This is a genomic window from Acinetobacter sp. TWP2-2-3, assembly GCF_049896445.1.
Lineage (GTDB): Bacteria > Pseudomonadota > Gammaproteobacteria > Pseudomonadales > Moraxellaceae > Acinetobacter.
Genome location: NZ_JAFCUI010000004.1, coordinates 97,598 through 114,810, shown reverse-complemented (window position 1 = coordinate 114,810; position 17,213 = coordinate 97,598). Strand labels below are relative to the sequence as shown.

Genomic DNA, 17,213 nt, shown 5'->3' with positions numbered 1-17,213 from the left:
TCACCTATTTACTGGACTTTGGGAGGTTCTAAAGGTTTGTCCAGAGGGACATTCAGCAGACGCAAGGATTCCTGCATCACGCGGGCAAAGACTGGTGCAGATACCGTACCGCCATAGTAAGTGCCTTGTGGATTTTCTACTACCACCACCATGGCAATCCGTGGGTCACTGACTGGTGCTACGCCGGCAAATAAAGCCCGGTATTCACTGGTTGAATAACCTTTACGGTCGGCACGCAATTTATGTGCAGTACCGGTTTTACCCGCCACGCGATAGCCTGGAATGGTGGCACGAGTCGCCGTACCCCCCGGCAAGGTTGCAGTTTCCATCATCAGCAGGACCTGATCGGCAATCTTGGCATCGATCATCTGTTCACCCTGCGGCTGCTCTTCCAGCTTGTACAGGCTCAGCGGCATTTTCACGCCTTTATTGGCCAACATGGCATAGGCATCGGCCAGTTGTAACACGGTGGCGTTCAGACCATAGCCATAAGACATAGTCGCCACTTCTGATACATTCCATTTGCTTGGTGGAAGAATCAAACCGGCACTTTCCCCCGGGAATTTCACTGCTGAACGCTGACCAAAACCCAGACGTTTATAGAAGGTTGGTAAGGTTTCATACGGCAGCGACAAGGCCAGTTTCGCCACACCAACGTTAGAGGATTTCTGGATAATGCCACCCAAGGTCAACTGACCATAGTTATGCGTATCACGAATGGTATGATTACCGACCCGCATACTGCCCGGTGTGGTATTCACCACTGAATTCGCCGTATATTTGCCACTTTCCAAGGCCATCGCTACAGTCAGCGGCTTCATGGTCGAACCCGGCTCGAAAGAATCGACTGCACCGCGGTTACGCATCGCATCCTTATTGAGCAGGCTGTTTTTATCATTCGGGTTATAGGATGGCCATGATGACAGCGCCAGAATTTCACCGGTTTTGACATCTACCGCAATCGCAGTCGCTGAACGGGCATTATTGGCAACTCCGGCCGCAGTCAGCTCACGGTACATGATATATTGCAGACGTGAGTCGATACTTAAGGTAATATTTTCGCCCGGTTCAACTTCTTTAATCACTTCCGGTTCTTTGACCCGATTGCCTTTTTTATCGCGAATGATCTGCTGCTCGCCATCCTTGCCGGAAAGACGGCTATTCAGCTGCATTTCCAGACCTTCAATGCCGCTGCCTTCGCTATTGGTCAGGCCAATAATCTGAGAGTTCGGCTGTGGCTGCGGATAATAACGTTTATAGTTTTTCTCGGTATACACACCCTGAAAATTACGTTTCATGATCAGTTCGGCCTGTTGTGGCGGAACTTCTTTTTTCAGGATCAGATAACGTGAACGCGGACGTTCTTCCATTTTTTTGCGCAGTTCTGCCCGATCCATACCGACTGCATCAGCCAGCTCATCCAGATTCAGGTTTTTATCCGGTAGCTGACGTTTGAGCTTGCGGCTATTCGGTTCTTTTTCCAGCGCCAGCATGGTCTCGTCATAGAGTTTTTTATTGTCAAAATAATCACGTGGATCAATCACAATTTTCATGATCGGAGTACTGATCGCCAATGGAATGCCATTACGATCATAAATCACGCCACGCATCGCCTTGATGGTATTGGTTCTTAAAATATTGGCATTGGCTTTATTTTGCAAAAAATCTTTATTAATAATCTGTACATAGAAAGCACGGCAAATCAGTGTCACAAAACACAGCAGCACCACCGCCCACATGATGTAAAAACGATTGATATAAACATTTGAGGCATTTTTGTCGGTGACCGATTGTTTTTTACGTACCGGTTGCTTCTTTCTCTTGTCTACCATGTCGGAACGCTAGCCTTATTTTTTCTCATCTGAAGTTTGTGGTAAGGAAATCACGACACTTTGTGAAACCGGAGGTGAATACATACGCAGCTGTGTCACTGCACGCGTACCGATCTGTGCCGTCGCGCCGAAAGTTTGCTGCTCAATCAGCAAACGCCCCCACTCTGCATTCAGGTCATCCCTTTCACGCAGATAGGTACTCAGCTTTCTGTTATCCTGACGGTATTCAAATACCTGAAATACCACAAATACTGCACTGATGAAGACCATCAGTATCAGCATGAGATAGATTGTAACTTTTTTCAGCCACAATTTTTCTGTTTTTTTATCAACCACTTCCGTTTTCATGATCTGCCTATTAAGCTAAACGTTCTGCTACCCGCAGCCATGCGCTACGTGAACGAGGATTGGCTTTGACCTCCTCATCACTGGCTTTAACACGAGAAACTTTCTTTAAACGTCGCGTATCTTTCTGTTGTTGTGGCATTCCCCAGCCTGAATCTTCTTCAAGCGTTGACTCTTTTTGAATAAATTGTTTAATCAAACGGTCTTCCAGTGAATGGAAGCTAATCACCGCCAAACGTGCTTCAGGTTTCAAGATTTCAACGGCCTGAGGCAAGAAGATTTCAATATCTTCTAATTCCTTATTAATAGCAATACGAATCGCCTGGAAAGTACGGGTCGCAGCATGCTTATTTTTTTCCCATTTCGGGTGTGCTACTTTTACAATCTCAGCCAGCTTTGCCGTGGTATCAATATATCCGGCAGCCTTAATTGCCTTGGCAATACGGCGACTATAACGCTCTTCACCATATTTAAAAATGATATTCGCCAGCGCTTCTTCTTCAATCTGGGTCAGCCATTCTGCTGCGGTCGGACCTTGCGAGTTGTCCATACGCATATCCAGCGGGCCATCTTTCATAAAACTGAAACCACGTTCAGCTTGATCCAGTTGCGGTGAAGAAACACCGAGATCCGCCATTAACCCATCGACCTGTTCAATGCCCAACTCAGCCAATGCATCTTTCAGATCAGCAAAGCTGGCATGAATAATTTTAAAACGTGAATCTTCTTGTTCGAGTTCAGCCGCTACAGCCAGTGCTTGCGGATCTTTATCAAAGGCATAGACACGTGCATTTTCATCTAATTTGGACAGCAATAAACGCGTATGTCCACCACGGCCAAAGGTTCCATCCACATAAGTTCCCGTATTGCGACCCGCCAACAAGGCATCAATCGTTTCGTGAAGTAATACAGAAATATGTGACATAAAAACTCAATCAATAGGGGGAAAAATTTAACTGCACATTATCACCCTGTTTAGGCAAAGCTCCAAACGACTTTTTGTAGATAAATATTACTTTCCATAGAGAAAACCGTTTTAGCATTTTTCTCATACAAAAAAGCCTCCAGTTTTGGAGGCTTTTTTCAATCTAGATAACTTCGCAGATCAATTAACGTTTGCTGTTATAAATCTGGTCGAAAATTGCACCATTCACAAAATGGGTTTTCTGTGCATTGGCCCAACCACCAAAGACTTCATCAATGGTAAAGGTTTTGATTTTCGGGAACTGTGCTGAATATTTGGCTAATACTTTTTCATTACGTGGACGATAGAAATGTTTAGCTGCCATTTCCTGACCCAACGGTGAATACAGGTAATTGATATAACCTGTTGCTAACCATTTATTGCCATTTTTCTCCACGGTACGATCCACAATCGCCACTGACGGTTCAGTCAAAATCGTAATCGATGGATAAACGATATCAAACTTGTTTTTACCCAAGGTTTTTTGCGTGACCAAGGCTTCATTTTCCCAAGTCAGCAATACATCGCCAATCCCACGCTCGGCAAAGGTGGTCATTGAAGCACGTGCAGCAGAATCCATCACTTTCACGTTCTTATAAAGCTTGCCGACAAAGTCCTGTGCTTTGGCTTTATTACCACCTGGCTGTTTCTCGGCATAACCCCATGCAGACAGATATACCCAACGCGGCAAACCACCCGTTTTCGGGTTCGGCGTAATAATTTGCACGCCTGGTTTAGTTAAGTCATTCCAGTCCTTGATGCCTTTCGGATTGCCCTTGCGTACCATGAATACAATCGTCGAGGTATAAGGTGCCGAGTTATGTGGGAATTCCTTTTGCCAGCCCGGCTGAATCTGACCAGATTTCACAATTTCTTCGATGTCATTGGCCAGCGCCAAAGTCACCACATCACCTTTCAAGCCATCGACCACAGAACGTGCCTGTTTGCCCGAACCGCCATGAGACTGCTTGAAATTCACATCCAGACCGGTGCGGTTTTTCCAGTAAGCCCCAAATGATTTGTTAAATTCATCATAGAACTCACGCGTAGCATCATAGGATACATTCAGAAACTGACGGTCTGCTGCTTGTGAAGCAGTCGCGGTCATACCCAAACCAGTCGCCAATAAGGCAGCACTAAATAACGATTTTAATTGAGTTTTCATGGCAGCACAGAGTTTATCTTCATTAGATATAACTATATGAAATAAAATCATTTATCGCAATTCACCCTACAACATCACAACACGATAAAATGAAAGGTTTTTCTGCATTAATATTATGTTTTTAAAAGAAAAATACTATTTATTATTCTACTTATCTCTAATATATAGAATTTTATGCATTAGATATAAAAAAAATGGATAACACTTTAGCCATTTTCCTTATTCTATTTAGACTACCGCTTACTTATCTTTTTTCATTGTAAATCTGGTCATAAATCGCTCCATTCACAAAATGTGTTTTTTGCGCTTTGGCCCAACCACCAAAGACTTTATCAATGGTGAAGGTCTGGATTTTCGGGAACTGAACCGAATATTTGGCAGCGACTTTAGTATCTCGCGGGCGGAAGAAATATTTCGCCGCAAGCTCCTGCCCTTTTGGTGAATATAAATAGTTCAAATAGCCTTTTGCCAGATGGGTAGTGCCATTTTTATTCACGTTTTTATCGACAATCGCTACCGATGGCTCGGCCAGAATTGAAATCGATGGATAAACGATATCGTACTTGTCTTTACCCAGACCTTGGGTCGCCAGCAAGGCTTCATTTTCCCAGGATAAAAGCACATCCCCAATACCGCGCTCGGCAAACGTCGTCAGTGAACCACGGGCACCAGAGTCGAGCACTTTGACATTTTGATAAAGTTTTTTCACCAGCTCTTTGGCTTTCGCATCATTACCGCCGGGCTGTTTCAGTGCATAACCCCAAGCAGAAAGATAGATCCAACGCGGCGCGCCACCGGTTTTCGGGTTTGGGGTAATAATATCTACACCCGCTTTGGTCAGATCATTCCAGTCTTTGATTTGCTTTGGATTCCCTTTACGCACCAAGAATACAATCGTAGACGTATAAGGTGCCGAATTACTCGGAAACTCTTTTTGCCAACCTTTCTCAATTAAACCTGCATTGACGATTTCTTCGATATCATTGGCCAAAGCCAAAGTCACCACATCGGCCTGTAAACCATCGACCACTGAACGCGCCTGCTTGCCTGAGCCACCATGCGACTGTTTAAAATTAACCGTTTGTCCGGTTTTCTGCTTCCAGAACTTGCCAAATTCTTCGTTATATTCCTGATAAAATTCACGGGTCGGGTCATAAGAGACATTCAGGAAATCTTTGGCAATGGAATTCTGTACTGCTGTTCCCACTGAAATTGTCAAGATTGCGGATGCTATTATTTTTTTCATTTGATGTAACTCATTGTTTATATGACCTGCACTATACAAATCAAAAATAAACATAACAATCATGTATTTATAACAATACCTACAATCTATTTCTGATTTTGAGATATCTTTTAACAATTAAATCCGGATACATATTCTGCTAGAAAAGTAATCTTCTGCTACAATATAAGACAGTTCTTCACGTTCTCTTCACAGTTGTCTGTTAAAAATAGGCCACCAAAACAGGAAATTACGATTTTTGGTAATTTTCCACAGAGTTATATTATTTATTTTGTAAAAAATGTGACTTGGTTCTACTTCTTTATGATCAACTGTGATTAAATTGTAGACAGAGTATTAAAAAAACATTTTTAACAAAATAAAACCAACCAGAAGTAAGGAGGAAGTTTGGATATGAAATTTACATTATTCACAGCCAGCATCCTAAGCCTGATTATTTTGTTCTCGATTCAACTCGGTCATGCCGTCGTTGTGAAGACAGACTTGCCGAAGCCTGCAGTAAGCACTGTTGAAAGCAAGACTTCGCCGATTGAAAAAGCGATTCAGCAACAAAAAACTGAAAAAACACTTCAAACAGAAGATAATCTAAAAGTCTTGACTGCATTTAAAGTCGCACCTTCGCAAAATTTCTTTGCAGAACAGAATTACCGCTTCACCCGCTTTGTCCAAAGTATTTTTTCGAGTGCTCATTCTTAATCAGCATCAACAGCGCTGAATATTCCCGGATTTAAAAGCCACATCATTCAATGTTGAATAAAGCATTAAGTGATGTGGCTTTTTCGCTATAATAGCTGCAATTTTATATCTAAGATTAGATCCGGCTATGACTGTTCGTACTCGTATTGCACCTTCTCCTACTGGTTTTCCGCATGTAGGTACTGCCTATATCGCCTTGTTTAACTTATGTTTTGCTAAACAGCATGGTGGTGAATTCATTCTTCGTATTGAAGATACTGACCAACTGCGCTCAACGTCTGAATCTGAAAAAATGATCCTGGATTCATTGCGCTGGTTGGGTCTGAACTGGTCTGAAGGTCCTGATGTCGGTGGCCCGCATGCGCCGTATCGCCAGTCAGAACGTATGGATATCTATAAAAATTATGCCTTGGAACTGGTAGAGAAAGGCCATGCTTTCTACTGTTTTGCAACTGCAGAAGAACTAGATCAAATGCGTGCAGAACAGCAGGCACGTGGTGAGTCGCCACGTTATGATGGTCGCGGTCTGAATCTCACTCAAGAAGAAGTTGAGCGTCGTTTGGCCGCTGGTGAACCACACGTCATCCGTATGAAAGTACCAACCGAAGGCGTATGTAAATTCAATGACATGCTGCGTGGCGAAGTGGAAATTCCATGGGCGCAAGTAGACATGCAAATCCTGCTAAAAACCGATGGCCTCCCAACCTACCATTTAGCAAACGTAGTAGATGATCATTTGATGCAAATCACCCACGTAATTCGTGGTGAAGAATGGATTCCATCTGCGCCGAAACATCAGTTACTGTATCAATATTTCGGTTGGGACATGCCGGTACTATGCCACATGCCACTGCTGCGTAACCCGGATAAATCTAAGCTGTCTAAACGTAAAAACCCGACCTCAATTAACTACTATAGAGACATCGGTGTACTACCTGAAGCCTTGTTGAACTACCTAGGTCGTATGGGCTGGTCAATGCCAGATGAAAGTGAAAAATTCACTCTGGCAGAAATGATTGAACATTTTGATATCAAACGTGTATCACTTGGTGGTCCGATCTTTGATGTCGAGAAACTAAACTGGTTAAACGGTCAATGGATCAAGGCACTCAGCCCGGCTGAACTTCTAGACACATTATTGGCCTGGAAAGCAGATCGTGCCAAGTTAGAAGAAATTGCGGCTGCGATTCAACCGCGTATTAACCTGCTGTCTGAAGCAGTAAATTGGTCTGCGCATTACTTCAACCACTTCCCGACCCTGTCTAAAGAACAGTTTGAAAGCAAGAAACTGTCGGATGAACAGGTACGTCAAAGTCTTCAATTCGCAATTTGGCGTTTAGAAAGCCTGTATACTTGGAATAACGACACGGTGAGCCAGACCTTGATGGACTTGGCGACACAGATGGAAATCAAGTTACGTGATTTCATGCCTGCGTTCTTTATTGCGATCGCCGGTTCGACTGCGTCTACACCCGTGATGCAAACGATGGTGACCATTGGTCCTGATTTAACCTTTGCACGTTTACGTCATGCGCTGGAAATTGTCGGTGGTCCAAGCAAAAAAGAGCTGAAAGTCTGGGAAAAACTCAATGAAAGCTTAAAGTTGCCGAAAAATGAAGCAGTTGATCAAGCTTAATTAATTTTTGTGTTGACGTGTGAGCGCGATATCCCTAATATAGCGCTCACACAGACTGGGGTCATAGCTCAGTTGGTAGAGCGCTACAATGGCATTGTAGAGGTCAGGAGTTCGATCCTCCTTGACTCCACCAAATCAAGTCTTGCTTTAGCTGTGTTATTTGCCTCAATTGTCCCTATCGTCTAGAGGCCTAGGACATCGCCCTTTCACGGCGGTAACCGGGGTTCGAATCCCCGTAGGGACGCCATATTCAAGATGACCATAATATATTATGGTCATCTTATAAAAAACCCAAGCATTGCGACTTGGGTTTTTTATTGCCTGTATATTTTATGTTGGGCAATATTTCGGTTTCTTCGCATCTTCCGATAAAATAATCAGTAATTTAGAATTTTGGAGTTGTAATGCAATATCGTTGCCCTAAGTGTCAAAGCCCGAAAATCATGCCAGTGGCCCAGCCAGGTCAAGCAGCTCCACGTCCAGTGGTTCCTAAAAGCTTAATGTTTCTGGTTCCTGCCCTGTTCCTGTTGCTATTGCTGGTGATTATTAGCATCGCGATGTGGATTTTTGGCGATGGTGCAGGTACCACTTTACAGACTGCGACTGTGATCGTCTTTATTCTTTCTTTGATCGCAGGCTTTATGTTCTATAAGGACTTACCTGATTTTAAAATTTCAATGCAGGCATTCATGCAAACCCAAAAGAAATGGAAATGCCGTGAATGTAATCATGAGTGGGAAATCTAATTTACCCTCCACCATATAATAAACATAAAAAAACCAGCCCTGAGGCTGGTTTTTTTATTTACAAAAGTCGGAGATGATTAAACACCGATTTTGCGATATTTTTGACGCTTCGCTACAAGATCATCACCATCACGCTTACGGCGATATTCTTCAAACTCAGCATAGTTACCGGTGAAGAATTCAGGTGTTTCACCTTCGAATGACAAGATGTGCGTTGCAATACGGTCCAGGAACCAACGGTCATGCGAGATCACCATCACAGTACCTGGGAATACCAGAATGGCATCTTCAAGTGCACGCAAGGTTTCGATATCCAAGTCGTTTGATGGTTCATCGAGTAGGATAACGTTTGCGCCCATTTGCAGGATTTTCGCAAGTTGTAAACGGTTACGCTCACCACCTGACAATTGACCTACGCGTTTTTGCTGATCTTGGCCTTTAAAGTTAAAGCGACCGATATACGCACGAGATGCGATTTCGTAATCACCAATCTTCAAGATATCTAAACCACCAGACACTTCTTCCCAAACAGTTTTGTTGTTGTCTAGCGTGTCACGGATCTGACCGACATAAGCCACTTTAACCGATTCACCCAGCGTTACCGTACCGGTATCTGGTTGCTGTTCACCAGTCATCATACGGAATAGCGTGGTTTTACCTGCACCGTTCTCACCCACGATACCCACAATTGCAGCAGGTGGTACTGTGAACGTTAAATCTTTGTACAGTAAGCGATCACCAAACGATTTGCTGATGCCTTCAACTTCTACAACCTTGTTGCCCAGACGTGGGCCAGGTGGAATGTAGATTTCAGAGGTTTCGTTACGTTGCTGGAATTCGCGTGAGTTAAGCTCTTCAAAACGCTCCATACGCGCCTTGTTTTTCTTTTGCTGACCTTTGGCATTTGAACGAACCCATTCAAGTTCTTTTTTCAATGCTTTAGCAAAAGATTCTTCCTGCTTGTTCTCTTGCTCTAAACGGGCATTTTTTTGCTCAAGCCAAGAAGAGTAGTTACCTTGATACGGAATACCCATACCACGGTCAAGCTCAAGGATCCATTCTGCAACGTTATCCAGGAAGTAACGGTCATGCGTAATCGCAACGATGGTACCCGGGAAGTCTTTCAAGAAACGTTCCAACCAAGATACAGATGAAGCATCTAAATGGTTCGTCGGTTCATCGAGAAGCAACATGTCTGGTTTAGACAGAAGTAAACGGCAAAGTGCCACACGGCGGCGTTCACCACCTGAAAGCTTAGATACATCTGCATCCCAAGCAGGCAAGTTCAATGCTGCAGCTGCTTGATCCATCTGGTTCGCAAGGTTATGCGCATCCCAAGTCTGGATAATCGCTTCAAGCTTCTCTTGCTCTTTCGCAAGTGCATCGAAATCCGCATCTTCTGCTGCATATTCAGCAAAGACTTCATCCAGACGTGCCAAGGCATCAAGCGGTTCACGTAAACCATCTTCGACGTTACCACGAACGTCTTTAGTTTCATCTAAAGGTGGTTCTTGCTCAAGATAACCGATTTTTATACCCGGTTGCGCACGTGCTTCACCAGAGAAATCTTTATCTACGCCCGCCATAATACGAAGCAAGGTAGATTTACCTGCACCGTTTAAACCAAGCACACCAATTTTAGCGCCTGGGAAAAATGATAAGGAGATGTCTTTCAGGATTTCGCGCTTAGGCGGAACCATCTTCGACACTCGGTTCATCGTGTAAATATATTGGGCCACGTAGGACTCCTCAACTGAAAAACCAAATGGGGTTAAAACAACCACCCCAGCTCAAAAATGAGCGAAAAAATAATCGGCTATTATACGCAGAAAGCTGCGAAAACATAAGCCATTGCCATGAACTTCAATGCATTGTTACAAGTTTATTGATGATGTTTTTTTAAACAGTTGTTTTCAGTAAAATAAACGACTCAAATCCAGGTCGATATATGAATATTTCATATATTTATTTCAATAAAATTGCACTTTTACTCATATGTGAAAATGCTACACTCAAGCCATAAACTTAAACAAGAAGATCAAACAGAATGAGTTATAAAGCAGAAACCCTTGCGATTCATGCAGGTTATACCCCAGAAGCAACCACCAAAGCTGTGGCAGTGCCGATTTACCAAACCACGTCTTATGCCTTTGACAATACTCAACATGGGGCCGATCTCTTTGATTTAAAGGTTCAGGGCAATATCTATACCCGAATTATGAACCCGACCACTGCGGTTCTGGAACAACGTGTCGCAGCACTGGAAGGTGGAATTGGCGCGCTGGCTTTGGCCTCTGGCATGGCTGCGATTACTTATGCGATTCAGACCATTGCGGAAGCGGGTGACAACATTGCTTCTGTGTCAACGCTATATGGCGGTACCTATAACCTCTTTGCCCATACCCTACCAAAACAGGGCATTGAAGTCCGTTTCTTTGATTATGAAAAGCCGGAAAGTCTGCGTGACTTGATTGATGAAAAAACCAAACTGGTCTTTGTCGAATCGATTGGTAATCCACTGGGTAATATTATTGATCTGGAAGCCATTGCTAAAATTGCACATGAATATGGCGTACCGGTGATTGTCGACAATACCGTTGCCACCCCAGTACTACAAAAATCTTTCGACTTTGGTGCGGATATTGTGGTGCATTCCCTGACCAAATATATCGGTGGTCATGGCAATTCCATTGGCGGCATTATTGTGGATAGCGGCAAATTCCCGTGGGGTAAATATCCTGAACGTTTCCCTGCCCTGAATACGCCTGATCCAAGCTACCATGGCGTGAACTATGTCGAAGTTTTGGGGGAAGCAGCATATATCGCACGTGCGCGTGTAGTGCCACTGCGTAATACCGGCGCTGCGATCAGTCCGCAGAATGTGTTTTTGATTCTGCAAGGTCTGGAAACTTTAAGCTTGCGTATGGAACGTCATACCGAAAATGCACTGAAAGTCGCTGAATATCTGCAAAAACATCCTAAAGTGAAATGGGTCAATTACGCCGGCCTGAAAGATCACCCACAGCATGCCTTGGCACAGAAATATGTGAAAGGTAAACCTTCTGCCATTCTGACCTTTGGGGTAGAACATAGTCTCGAAGGCGGCACACGTTTTATTGATGCCCTGCAATTGTTCACCCGTCTGGTCAATATCGGCGACGCTAAAAGTCTGGCCTGCCATCCGGCGACTACTACGCATCGTCAGCTCAATGCCGAAGAGTTAAAATCGGCAGGCGTCAGTGAGGATATGGTGCGTTTATCCATTGGGATTGAACATAGTGATGACCTGATTGCCGATCTGGAACAGGCGCTGGCGGCCGTTTAAAAAGGTGCCCGAGCCGCTTCGAAACCTCATCATTTTGGTGAGGTTTTTTTATTTATTTTCTAAAACAGCCACTTGCTTTACTTTTTATTTTCATGTTAAAAGTTAAATGAAAGAGTGAACACAAATAGAGCAATTACTCTAATTTTTATTTTAATTTCAATACTTTAATTTATAGATTTTCCTGAAGAATTGGTTATCATATCTGGACTCACCTTCGCTCTCATCTTCTGTTAGAGCGCCATAGACCTTTAATAAAAATAATTTGAACGCTGACTTCAAATTAGGGATAACAAACGTGAAAACTAGACTACACAAACAACTGGAAAAACGTGTTGCAGGTAAAACCGTCCTGATTACCGGTGCATCCAGCGGTATTGGTTTAACGACAGCACATCAACTGGCTGATGCAGGTGCCCATGTTTTACTGGTGGCCCGTACTCAGGAAACCCTAGAACAAGTAAAATCAGAAATTGAAGCCAAAGGCGGCAAAGCCTCAATCTTTCCATGTGATTTAAACAATATGGAAGCGATTGATGAAGTTTCCAAACAGATTATTGCCTCAGTCGATCATATTGATATTCTGATCAATAATGCAGGACGTTCGATTCGCCGTGCCGTACATGAGTCGGTAGATCGTTTTCATGATTTTGAACGTACCATGCAGCTGAACTATTTCGGCGCGGTGCGTCTGGTGATGAATATCCTGCCGCAAATGATGATTCGTCGCGCGGGTCATATTATTAACATCAGTTCGATTGGCGTACTGGCCAATGCCACCCGTTTTTCGGCCTATGTCGCATCAAAAGCTGCGCTGGACGCCTTTAGCCGCTGCCTGTCTGCAGAAGTGCATTCGCATAAAATCGCAATCACGTCGATCTATATGCCTTTGGTGCGCACCCCGATGATTGCGCCGACCAAAATCTATAAATATGTACCGACGCTTTCTCCGGAACAGGCGGCTGACCTGATTGCCTATGCGATTGTGAAACGTCCGAAGAAAGTGGCGACCGGTTTGGGCCGTCTGGCTTCCATTACCTATTCAATTGCACCGGATATCAACAATGTCTTGATGTCGATTGGCTATAACCTGTTCCCAAGTTCAACTGCATCTGTGGGTCAGCCACAAAAATTAAACTTGGTGCAAAAAGCATATGCACGTCTGTTCCCGGGCGAACACTGGTAATTTTTCATACGGATAATTGAATCACAATACGAGCCGCCAACCAGGCGGCTTTTCTCTGTCTCATTTTTGCAAGATCTGAAATAAAGTGGACTGATTTAAAAAACCACGACACAGCCTGTCCTGATCAACACAGATTTTTGCCGCAAATGCTGCGAGATCACGTACACTATCAGCGGATATTTCCTATCCGTATTTTTATATTTTGATTGAAATGATGGAAACCCTTATGAACAACGCGCAATGGCTCGATGAAGTAAAATTTAACGAACAAGGATTAGTCCCTGCCATTGCCCAGCATCATCAAACTGGACGTGTGTTGATGGTAGCCTGGATGAACCGTGAAGCTTTGGCTTTAACTGCCGAAAAAAATCAGGCAGTGTATTTCTCTCGTTCACGCAGCAAGTTATGGCATAAGGGCGAAGAATCAGGACATTTTCAGACCGTACATGAAATCCGTCTGGACTGTGATGCCGACGTGATTGTGCTGCAAATTGAACAGCATGGTGGTATTGCCTGCCATACCGGCCGTGAATCATGTTTCTATCGCAAGCTCACGCCAATGGGCTGGGAAATTGTCGATGCACAGCTGAAAGATCCGTCTGCGATTTATGGTGAAAAATCCACGAATCCGCATACGCTGGCGATGCAAGCGTCAACCGCGCAATCTGAGCAGGTCGAAGTCCTGTCTTATCTGGGCCAGATGATGGCAGAACGCAAACAGGCCGATCCGGACTCCTCTTATGTGGCCAAGCTGTATCATAAAGGCCTGAACAAGATTCTGGAAAAAGTCGGTGAAGAAAGCTTTGAAACCGTGCTGGCAGCCAAAGACTTTGATCAGGACGCTTCGGCAGACCATAAAAATGATCTGATCTATGAAGTGGCAGATCTGTGGTTCCATACCATCGTGATGCTGGGTTATTTCGACCTGGATGTGCAATTGGTATTAAATGAACTGGCACGCCGCCAAGGCTTGTCCGGTCTGGTCGAAAAAGCCAACCGTCAGCATTAAGCCTTGAATTCATCTGTGTCTGATTTAAAAAAACCGACCGCGACCTATGAGCAGGCCACTGCCATTGATAACGCACGTCTGGGCAAATCCTTTAAAGTGATTGCCTATGCAGGCACAGGTAAAACCACGACCCTGCAAATGATCAGTGATGCCATGCCACAAAGACGTGGCATGTATCTGGCTTTTAACAAGGCCATTGCCAGTGAAGCACAGGCCAAGTTTCACCGGGGTGTCGATTGCCGTACTTTTCACTCGCTGGCATTTCGCAGTGTTCCACGTGGAGTCACCGACAAACTGCGCTTGCCACGCTTGAGTCCAAGTTTTATTGCCAAAGAATACCGGCTTGAACCGATGACCATGCGCCGTATGATGGGTGGGCGTTATGAAAAATATGTCTTGATGCCTTCGCGTCTGGCAAGTTTGGTTGCCAATGCGGTCGGCTATTTCTGCTCGACCAGTTCGCAATACCCTGCCCCACGGCATATTCAGGCGCCGAGCTGGTTGCATCCGGATGATATCGAGACTTTACAGAAGAAACTTTATCCGGCAGTCGAACGACGCTGGCTAGAGTCGATTGATCCAAATCATCAGGCCGGCATCGGTCATGACATTTATCTGAAGCTCTGGGCGCTGTCCGAGCCAAATATCCCGGCCGATTATGTACTATTCGATGAAGCTCAGGATGCCGATCCCTTAATGCTGGGAATTCTACTGAAACAGCGCAGCACCCAGGTGATTTATGTCGGAGACGCGCATCAGCAGATTTATGCCTGGCGTGGCGCAGTCAATGCCATGCAGCAACTGCCCTTACCTGAATCGCGCCTGACCACCTCATTTCGTTTTGGTCCTGAAATTGCCCTGAATGCCAATGCCATTTTAGGTGCCTTAAATGAAACTGTGCCTTTACTCGGCAATCCGCAATTAGACTCTAAAGTCGTGAATAAACCGCATACCAAAATGCGCGATGCAATTTTATGCCGGACCAATGCTCGTGCAATGGAATTGTTATTAGCGGGTTTAGTTCGTGGCGATAAAGTCAGCCTGCAAGCCGATCACGTCAAACTGAATCGTTTTGTCGATGCGGCTGCCATGCTGAAACAGGGCAAACGTGTGGTTGATGTGCCGGAACTGGCCTGGTTCAACTCCTGGCATGATGTCCATGAATACTGTGAAACTAATGAAGGCAGTGACATCAAGCCACTGGTCAAACTGGTGGACGAACATGGCACCGATCCGCTGAAAAAAGCTCTGGCTAAAATCACACCAATTGCCCAGGCCGACTATATTATTTCCACGGCACACAAGGCCAAAGGTCTGGAATGGGATCGGGTTCATATTGAAGATGACTATCAGTTTAAGCTGAATGAAAAAGACCATAAAATTAGTGATGAAGAATTAAGATTACTTTACGTGGCCTGTACACGTGCTAAAGTGAGTTTAAATATTCATCACATTTATGACCTGATTCAGCAACTGAAAATCAAGATGCCGCAGTCGCTTCGGCAGGCAGTCGGTTAAAGTGCATGGCATGGATGTAAACATCATGGGACAGGTGATCTATGCACATCCAAGCGTTTCAACTGAAACACACACTGCATTTTTCCGACATTCAGCTTCAGTTTAATTATCCGCAATGCCCGGCCACCTTGATTCTGGGCAATCAGGGAACTGGCAAAACTACGCTTTTACGTTTTAGCTATCAGGCACTGACCTGGTTTGCAGCCCGTTATCGCGACAGCCGTGCTGCAGGTCTGGTGATGCAAGATCAGGACATCATGCAAAACCGGCTGCAATCCAAAATTGACATCCGGATTGGTTTTCCTGAAGAGATGGGCAGCTTGCCAGAATCCAGTCAGTCTGAGCCTGCGAACCTACAAAGCTGTTCATGGCAAATCTACAAGACCCTAAACAGTCAGGGTCTGGGTTTTAGCAAAGCAGAAACCTCACAGCTTGAAAGCATGCTCAGCCTGTATCACAAAGCCCGCTTGCACGATCCCCTGCTCGGTTTGCCGCTAATTGCCTATTATCCGGCTGAACGCTTTACCAATGAAGTCAATCTGCTCAGCAAAAATAACCCGGCCATTCTCCAGTCCGCACATGCTTATGAAATCGCTGCGATTCCTTTCACCACCTTTGCCCGTTTTTTTGAATGGTTTCGTGAAATCAGTGATATTGAAAATGCGCAAAGTGCCAAGATTATGGATCAGATTTTGTCGCGTGCCTTGCAGCAGTCTGAAAACATTCGCGCAGATGAACTGGCCCGGCAGATCGAGAAAGCCCAGGCACATCTGCATGCACCGAATCTCACCGCTTTAAAACAGGCTCTGTCACTGATCCTGCCAGAAGTCAGTCAAATTTATTTAAAATATCAGCCCAAGCTGCAATTGATGGTGACCTATCAGCAACAAACTTTCACGTTCCAGCAACTGCCCAACAGTATCCGCAACTGGATTGCGCTGGTGGGTGACATTGTACGGCGGCTTTGTCTGTTGAATACCAACAGTTTATTCCCGTGTCAGGAAGGTACAGGCGTTTTGTTGATTGATGCAATTGATCATCAACTGGATCAGGAGATGGCAGCAGTGATCCTGTCACGCCTGCATCAGGCTTTTCCTAACTTGCAGATTATTGCGACCGGCAACCGGCCTGAATTACTGGAACAGGCGCAAGGCTTTCAATGTCTGAAACTGGAAAATAAACAGCTGCACCCCATTCATCTTGAAAGTATGAAAACCCAGTTTGATCAGATCTACGCAGAGCTGGAATTGCAGCGAAATAAAGATATCTCGCCTGAAGATACTTTACTGGAAACGGTCACCGAACCCATCACACCGCTTGCTGTATTGCAAATGATTCAACAACAGTTAAATCCGGAACAGCAACAAGAATTGCTCGCTTTACTTGCTCAGGAGCATCATCCGACGCTACCTCAGTCGCTCTAAACAGATTCAAAAAAATAAGAGCGACTGTTTGAGTAAACAAGGAAGCCTTTTCAGCATTCTCTTTTTGCCCTGATTAAACTATTTTGAGTCAAATTTACAATCAATGCCTGCAATTTAATCTTAA

14 protein-coding genes and 2 tRNA genes are annotated in these 17,213 nt (G+C 44.6%); 10 read left to right on the top strand and 6 right to left on the bottom strand.

The window, feature by feature from the left end; translation table 11 throughout:
* Window positions 1-8: 8 nt before the first annotated feature.
* The 5 genes from ftsI to ACP7AK_RS07545 form a co-directional block, all read right to left on the bottom strand.
* Window positions 9-1,832, bottom strand: a complete 1,824-nt coding sequence (gene ftsI / locus ACP7AK_RS07565) for a penicillin-binding protein PBP3 (protein WP_005108506.1) — start codon at window positions 1,830-1,832, stop codon at window positions 9-11.
* A 15-nt stretch (window positions 1,833-1,847) separates the two neighbouring features.
* Window positions 1,848-2,114 (bottom strand): cell division protein FtsL, encoded by a 267-nt coding sequence (ftsL, locus tag ACP7AK_RS07560; RefSeq protein ID WP_370940785.1) that lies wholly within the window; start codon window positions 2,112-2,114, stop codon window positions 1,848-1,850.
* A 76-nt stretch (window positions 2,115-2,190) separates the two neighbouring features.
* Window positions 2,191-3,102 (bottom strand): 16S rRNA (cytosine(1402)-N(4))-methyltransferase RsmH, encoded by a 912-nt coding sequence (rsmH, locus tag ACP7AK_RS07555; RefSeq protein ID WP_312586360.1) that lies wholly within the window; start codon window positions 3,100-3,102, stop codon window positions 2,191-2,193.
* 184 nt (window positions 3,103-3,286) lie between these two features.
* Window positions 3,287-4,306, bottom strand: coding sequence for a sulfate ABC transporter substrate-binding protein (locus ACP7AK_RS07550; RefSeq protein ID WP_026055777.1), 1,020 nt, complete (start codon window positions 4,304-4,306; stop codon window positions 3,287-3,289).
* A 244-nt stretch (window positions 4,307-4,550) separates the two neighbouring features.
* A complete protein-coding gene (locus ACP7AK_RS07545; RefSeq protein ID WP_425879373.1) occupies window positions 4,551-5,552 on the bottom strand; it encodes a sulfate ABC transporter substrate-binding protein in 1,002 nt (333 codons plus the stop codon).
* 393 nt (window positions 5,553-5,945) lie between these two features.
* On the opposite strand from ACP7AK_RS07545, the gene ACP7AK_RS07540 reads away from it, so the two are divergent.
* The 5 genes from ACP7AK_RS07540 (at window position 5,946) to ACP7AK_RS07520 (ending at window position 8,630) form a co-directional block, all read left to right on the top strand.
* Window positions 5,946-6,248 (top strand): hypothetical protein, encoded by a 303-nt coding sequence (locus ACP7AK_RS07540; RefSeq protein ID WP_425879371.1) that lies wholly within the window; start codon window positions 5,946-5,948, stop codon window positions 6,246-6,248.
* A gap of 127 nt (window positions 6,249-6,375) precedes the next feature.
* The gene (gltX, locus tag ACP7AK_RS07535) at window positions 6,376-7,884 is read left to right on the top strand and encodes a glutamate--tRNA ligase (RefSeq protein WP_425879369.1); all 1,509 of its coding nucleotides are present in this window, start codon (window positions 6,376-6,378) and stop codon (window positions 7,882-7,884) included.
* Window positions 7,885-7,941: 57 nt separating this feature from the next.
* Window positions 7,942-8,017, top strand: a tRNA-Ala gene (locus tag ACP7AK_RS07530).
* Between the two features lie 38 nt (window positions 8,018-8,055).
* Window positions 8,056-8,131 (top strand) — tRNA-Glu (locus ACP7AK_RS07525).
* A 157-nt stretch (window positions 8,132-8,288) separates the two neighbouring features.
* Window positions 8,289-8,630: a membrane protein gene (locus ACP7AK_RS07520; RefSeq protein WP_004281123.1), complete on the top strand. Its 342-nt coding sequence runs from the start codon at window positions 8,289-8,291 to the stop codon at window positions 8,628-8,630.
* Between the two features lie 77 nt (window positions 8,631-8,707).
* Here the strand turns inward: ACP7AK_RS07520 and ettA are convergent, their stop codons facing one another.
* Window positions 8,708-10,369 (bottom strand): energy-dependent translational throttle protein EttA, encoded by a 1,662-nt coding sequence (ettA, locus tag ACP7AK_RS07515; protein WP_005263915.1) that lies wholly within the window; start codon window positions 10,367-10,369, stop codon window positions 8,708-8,710.
* A 308-nt stretch (window positions 10,370-10,677) separates the two neighbouring features.
* Between ettA and ACP7AK_RS07510 the strand changes: the two genes are divergently transcribed.
* The 5 genes from ACP7AK_RS07510 (at window position 10,678) to ACP7AK_RS07490 (ending at window position 17,089) form a co-directional block, all read left to right on the top strand.
* Entirely contained in the window at window positions 10,678-11,955 is a 1,278-nt protein-coding gene (locus ACP7AK_RS07510; protein WP_425879366.1) for an O-acetylhomoserine aminocarboxypropyltransferase/cysteine synthase family protein, read from the top strand.
* A 295-nt stretch (window positions 11,956-12,250) separates the two neighbouring features.
* On the top strand, window positions 12,251-13,138 hold the full coding sequence (locus ACP7AK_RS07505; RefSeq protein ID WP_004644933.1) for an SDR family NAD(P)-dependent oxidoreductase: 888 nt from the start codon (window positions 12,251-12,253) through the stop codon (window positions 13,136-13,138).
* Between the two features lie 226 nt (window positions 13,139-13,364).
* Window positions 13,365-14,147 carry a bifunctional phosphoribosyl-AMP cyclohydrolase/phosphoribosyl-ATP diphosphatase HisIE gene (gene hisIE / locus ACP7AK_RS07500; protein WP_180037265.1) on the top strand — a complete coding sequence of 261 codons (783 nt, stop codon included), beginning with the start codon at window positions 13,365-13,367 and terminating at the stop codon, window positions 14,145-14,147.
* A gap of 15 nt (window positions 14,148-14,162) precedes the next feature.
* Window positions 14,163-15,665 (top strand): UvrD-helicase domain-containing protein, encoded by a 1,503-nt coding sequence (locus ACP7AK_RS07495; protein WP_253147983.1) that lies wholly within the window; start codon window positions 14,163-14,165, stop codon window positions 15,663-15,665.
* A 41-nt stretch (window positions 15,666-15,706) separates the two neighbouring features.
* Window positions 15,707-17,089 carry an ATP-binding protein gene (locus ACP7AK_RS07490; RefSeq protein WP_425879362.1) on the top strand — a complete coding sequence of 461 codons (1,383 nt, stop codon included), beginning with the start codon at window positions 15,707-15,709 and terminating at the stop codon, window positions 17,087-17,089.
* Window positions 17,090-17,213 lie beyond the last annotated feature (124 nt).